At 54.2% G+C, this 4,230-nt stretch carries 3 protein-coding genes; all 3 read left to right on the top strand.

The window, feature by feature from the left end; translation table 11 throughout:
* Positions 1-424 precede the first annotated feature (424 nt).
* The 3 genes from RC85_RS24920 (at position 425) to RC85_RS24910 (ending at position 3,954) form a co-directional block, all read left to right on the top strand.
* Complete coding sequence (locus RC85_RS24920) at positions 425-2,218, top strand: ExeA family protein (RefSeq protein WP_160148033.1); 1,794 nt, start codon at positions 425-427, stop codon at positions 2,216-2,218.
* 264 nt (positions 2,219-2,482) lie between these two features.
* Entirely contained in the window at positions 2,483-2,914 is a 432-nt protein-coding gene (locus RC85_RS24915) for a hypothetical protein (protein WP_068267513.1), read from the top strand.
* Positions 2,915-3,051: 137 nt separating this feature from the next.
* Positions 3,052-3,954, top strand: a complete 903-nt coding sequence (locus RC85_RS24910) for an NAD(P)-dependent oxidoreductase (protein ID WP_068267512.1) — start codon at positions 3,052-3,054, stop codon at positions 3,952-3,954.
* Positions 3,955-4,230 lie beyond the last annotated feature (276 nt).

Below are 4,230 nucleotides of genomic sequence, written 5' to 3'. Positions count from 1 at the left end.
CAGCAAATTGGGCAAGCTGCACCATGGTCGGCAACACAAACTGGAATGCTGTGAAGCATAGTGGCAACGGCACATTTCCCTGATCGCCAGCATGTAGGCCGTAGCGAGCCAAAGCGAGTTACGGCAATTCGCGCAACGCCGTAACTCGCTTTGGCTCGCTACGGCCTACTTTCAAGGGGCGTGACAAGTTGATTTTTGTCAGGCCACCCGGAGGGAGAGGTGCATCGCAATCACTGTGTTTTGCGGGCTCCCAAAACGGCACGACCGCTGCGCGGTGGCGATGCAGCGGTGGCTTCGACGTCCTTCATTAGGCGTTATTGGACTCAAGACGTCGTTAGATTGTGCCGATTATTTGGGTTATGCGGTGCAACCGACCGCGCACGAAATCTTCCTCCCCATGACGATGAACCCGACGGCGACAATCATGACCCAAGCTTCCAATGCGAACGGTAACGACCAAGCAAACACATTGCCACCGTTCCCTGCTTTTCCCAGTGCATCTCGATACGTTCCCATCGGCAGCGTCGATGAAGCGATGGTACGAATCGGACGCAGCATCGATGCCAAAGAAGCGATCTCGTTAATCATGGGACCACCCGGCACGGGTAAATCGCTGATCTGCCAAACGCTGACCCGACGCTATGAGAATTCTCACGACGTCATCGTGCTAAGCAATGACGGCATCGAAGACCGCGACTCATTGCTGCGACATGTTCTGCATTGCATGAAGGCCGACCATGTCGCCGGCCCGACCAACGATTTGTACCTGACGCTCGTTGATCGCGTGTGCAGCCAAAAAGCGTCGCACGGCGGATTGCTGATCATCGTTGACGAAGCGCAATCGATCTGCACCGAGGTCTTGGAAGCGATTCGCAAGATCACCAACATCATGCAAAACGGACAGCCGCGTGTTTCCGCGATCCTGTGCGGCGGAGCCAAACTGGACGAGGTTCTGGTCGATCCGTCGATGGAAGCGTTCACTCAGCGAGTCGCCACGCGTTGCTACCTGCATCCGTTTTCAGGTGACGAGTCTCGCGAATACATCACCGCAGTTATCGCACAATGTGACGCCGATCCCGATCGCACGATCACCTTGGAAGCCATTTCGGCTGTCCACCATGCCTGCAGTGGTGTGCCGCGTTTGATCAACCAATTGATGACCCAAGCGATCGACGTTGCCGAAGAAATGGGCCAGTCGATGATCGATGACACCGTTGTCGATCGTGCTTGGGCAATGTTGCAGCAATTGCCAAGCCCAATGATCGACGAGCCTAAGATGAAGGCGACCTCAAGCGATACAGACCAAGCAGTCGAGTACGGTGAACTGAGCGATTGGGATGCCGACGAATGTTCCAGCCAAAGTGAAACTGCGTCTTGCAAAACGGAACAGAAACAAGACTGCGACATTTCCGTCGGCACGCCTTCGGCAACATGGCTAGAAGATGAATCAGAGATTGCAGACGAAGCGAACCAGTGCGAGATGGATACTGACTGCGATACCGATCAGGGAATCAGCCAAGAAGCGATTGCACAGATCGCGTCTCCAGAAAACACCACACCGCCTGCGTCGGCATTGTTCGGCGATTTTGAGTCCGAAGAGCATGTCCCAGTCGGCAGCAATGCAGCGGTGAACCCCGTCAAGCCAGCGACGATGACACAGCCAACACCAGATACGTCCGGGCCAAACCTTGAATCGATGCTGCATCAAGAGATCGTCGGCATGACGACTCAAGACGATTCAGCGATGATCTTTGCTGACCATTCCGATTGCAGTTCCTTCATCGAAGACGATCAAGCGTCATCGCACGAGCCATGCGAATCCAACAACTCGGACATCCGAGTACACAGCGAAGCGGAAGATTCGATCGAGCTTGAGATTGTTCAGGCTCACGAAGACGCGATCGCAGCGAAAAGCGGCTGTGGCGATTGCAGCAATGAAAGCTGTCAATCCGAGACGTGCAGTGACGAAGAATACGAAGCCGAAGACCACAACGCAGGTGCCCTTCGTTTTGTCGAAGAAGCAGACGCAGACCCGGAATCAGATCCGTTTGAAATCCGTCTCGTCCGCGACGACAGCGACCTGTTGGTGATCGAGGATGAACTGGATCTACAGGGCGATCAAAAAGCACCACTGTCAGAAGAAGACCGGCAAGATGAGGCGGAACCAGTCGCTGTTGACTATCAACAATTGATGTCACGAATGCGCACGGGTAGCTGAGAGGTCGATCCAAATCGTAGCTGATCCCGCCAGGGTTCAGTCCATCGATCAACTTAAACCTCAACTTAAACCTCAACTTAAACCTCAACTTAAACCTAAACTTAAACCTAAACTTAAACCTAAACTTAAACCTAAACTTAAACCTCGACTTAAACCTCGACTGAACCCTGGCGGGCCCAGCCACGGGCCGGTCGTCGTCGGGCTTACGGGGCGTCTTCAACAGTTTCTAATTAATTGTAGGGTCACACGACCAACTAGGCGTTTATGTCACTGGACCAACTTGCAGACCGAATCGTCGCCTTCTCGGAAACGGGACAATCGACGATCGTACTGGTGACGCCGCCAGAGTTTTCGCTGCAGCCCGGCTTTTATAGTGAACTGGTAAACGCGATCTATCGGTCAAGTGATCATGCGGCGGCGAACCGTTTGAACCAACACGGCATCGAGATCGATTTCTATCAGCAACCCGGTGGTCTGCGGTCGATCTTCTCGGACCTCCGAACCAAGCGACAGGCGTCACGGATACAGCGAACGTTGAACCGTGATGCAAGTGTGTCTGTTCAAGTTCGCTGGACTGCGATTCTGGGACGCCCCAGCAGTGACGGGCCGATCGTGCTAGGCTGCTGTGATTCCGGCCAATCGCTACCGGCATGGGCCAAGGCCGTCGAGTTATCACGGCGACCAACCGCAGCTTAGGAACTCGCGATTTTTTATAGTCGCCTTTCGCTCCGCGAAAGCAGCGGATTCGCTACTTTCGCGGAGCGAAAGGCGACTATCGTTCTCCGCTTTCTCCTTCGTGATTAACAGCACAGCTTTCGTAACAACAGACAAGCATGAACAACGACACAACAATTTCACCTGGCAAGACTCGCATTGGATGGATCGGCACAGGCGTGATGGGCCGCAGCATGGCTGGTCACTTGATCGACGCGGGCTATGCGATGACGGTGATGAATCGGACGCCCGAAAAGGCAAAAGCGTTGGTGGACGCCGGTGCGACGCTGGTGGATTCACCGGCCAAAGTTGCCGCCCAAAGTGACGTTGTGTTCACGATCGTTGGAATGCCGGATGATGTCGAATCCGTCATCTTAGGCGATGCAGGCGTTCTTTCCGCGATCCAACCGGGCGGAATCATTGTTGACATGACGACCAGCCGTCCATCGCTGGCGGAACAGATTGCCAGCGTCGCCGCGGGAAAAGATGTCGCATCGATCGACGCACCGGTCAGCGGCGGAGACGTCGGTGCCAAGGCCGGAAAACTTTCGATCATGATCGGTGGCGACGAAGCCGTCACGCAGCACTTGGATCCGCTGTTTCAGTTGATGGGACAAACCATCGTCTATCAAGGTGGCCCCGGTCGCGGGCAGCACGCCAAAATGGTCAATCAGACTTTGGTCGCTTCCGGGATGGTCGCGATTTGTGAAGCGTTGTTGTACGCCGACAAAGCAGGTTTAGATCTGACGACCACGCTGAAAAGTGTTTCCTCCGGTGCAGCGGGTAGTTGGGCGCTGTCCAATCTCGGGCCACGGATCGTGGCAGGCGATTACGAACCCGGCTTCTTCGTCGAGCACTTTATCAAGGACATGGGCATCGCTTTGGACGAAGCACGGCGAATGAATTTATGCATGCCAGGTCTGGCACTCGCACACCAGCTCTACCAAGCTGTCGCCGCACAAGGACACAACAAGAAGGGCACCCAAGCGCTGATGCTGGCGTTAAAAAAGATGAATGGGTAAGAAGAACGACCAGCATACATCTAACCTGTTTAACCGCGTGGGCATCGCCCCGCGCGTCCACCCGGCACAACGCGCGGGGCGATGCCTGGGCTGATGAAAATGCGGTGGGAGAGGTTTTTAGCGAACCAGTCGAACATTGCAAATTGCAAAATGAACATTGCAAATTGAAAATTTTTGGGAAGCATTATTTGCTGATCAATTTACATTTTTCAGTGTTCATTTTGCAATTTGCAATCAACACCGAGGCCGTTCAGCCACAAATCCCCAAAGCCATCC

The organism is Rubripirellula obstinata (assembly GCF_001642955.1).
Lineage (GTDB): Bacteria > Planctomycetota > Planctomycetia > Pirellulales > Pirellulaceae > Rubripirellula > Rubripirellula obstinata.
Note: the sequence above shows the minus strand (reverse complement) of the source record. Positions and strands in the feature narration are given on the sequence as shown.